This window comes from Mesorhizobium sp. M2C.T.Ca.TU.002.02.1.1 (assembly GCF_003997225.1).
Map to the genome: position 1 here is coordinate 1 of NZ_RZTO01001182.1, position 1,341 is coordinate 1,341.

A 1,341-nucleotide genomic window follows, 5' to 3' on the forward strand; every position below is an offset into this window, starting at 1 on the left:
GCCGTAGTCGACCCATTTGATGCCGTCGAGATAGAACTCGCCCTTCCACCAGGGCTTGTCCTTGCGCTTCACCTCGGCACCGGTCTCGGCGTCCCAACTGACCAACTCGCATGGCCCGGTGGTGATGGCCAAAGCTTTCTTCGGATCGGCATCACCCTCATAGGAGCGGTGCATGATCAGCGCCGGATAGTCGGCCATGCCGGCGATCAGCGAGATGTCGGGCTTTGGCAGGTTGAGCTTGACTGTGTAGTCGTCGACCTTCTGGATGCCGCCGTCGACGGGCTTCTTGGTGTCGGCGTTGACCAGCGCGCCCATGCGGGCGGCGACCGAATTGCCGGCGACCGAGGCATCGCACCAGCGGTTGAGGTTGTGGATCACGTCGTGGGCGTTGAAAGTGTCGCCGTTCGACCAGGTGATGCCCTTGCGCACATGCAATGTGATCGTCTTGGCGTCGTCGCTCGTTTCCCAGCTTTCCAAGAGCCAGGGTTCGAAGCTGAAGTCGGTTTTCCAGCGCACCAGATATTCGTTGCAGTGGCGCGCGACGTTCGACATCTCGACGCCGTCGAAGGTGCGCGGATCCTTGAAACCCTTGACGTTCATCGCCACGCGCAGCACGCCGCCCTTTTTCGGCTCGGCGGCGCGGGCAGGTGAGGGAGCGATCCCGCCCAGCGCCATCGCGCCGGCGGCGCTGACGCCGAAGCCGGCCATCAAAGCCAGATATTCGCGCCGGCTGATCGCGCCCGCCTTGAAATCGTCGGCGGTCGGCTTGGCCTGCGGGTGCAGTTTTCTGTCGGTTAGCATGAATTTCATCGTCGTTCCCTCTGTTGTTGGCGCACGTTGCCCGCGCGGCGGTCTATTGGGGCAAGGACTTGCACGAAGCCAACGGTCGCCCCGGGATCGCCAGACGCGGGGGCGGATGCGACCGCCAGGGCGCCGTTGCCTGCGAGGGAATGATAGGTCCGCTTTCCGCGGCGAAATGTTTGGTTTTCCGCAGTTCTTGTGCGCTGTTCCGCAGGGCGTTGGGGCTGCTGATCTCCCCCCTTGTGGGGGAGATGTCCGGCAGGACAGAGGGGGGCGCTGTCCTGCCAGCGTCTCAGCTAATCGTCGTTACTGCTAATGACGAAAGGGTTTGGGAGTACTTAAATATCCGAAGGGTCGCGATCCTTCGCGCCCCCCTCTGGCCTGCCGGCCATCTCCCCCACAAGGGGGGAGATTAGCGCTTCGTCGCCGGCGCCCAGCCTTGCGATATCCGCAACAATCCTCGCAAACGCCTCCGCCGCCCGCGGCACCGTTGGGCGGGCGCGTAGGAACGAGTGCACCAGCCGCTTCTCCTCGCGCCAC

General features: G+C 63.8%; 1 protein-coding gene and 1 pseudogene. Both read right to left on the minus strand.

The features are described 5' to 3' along the window. Positions 1-810, minus strand: an 810-nt coding sequence (locus tag EOD07_RS34545) for an ABC transporter substrate-binding protein (protein WP_245470605.1), incomplete at its 3' end; no start/stop codon positions are given. A gap of 329 nt (positions 811-1,139) precedes the next feature. Continuing rightward, positions 1,140-1,341, minus strand: a pseudogene (locus tag EOD07_RS38905) (hypothetical protein); the annotation flags it as partial.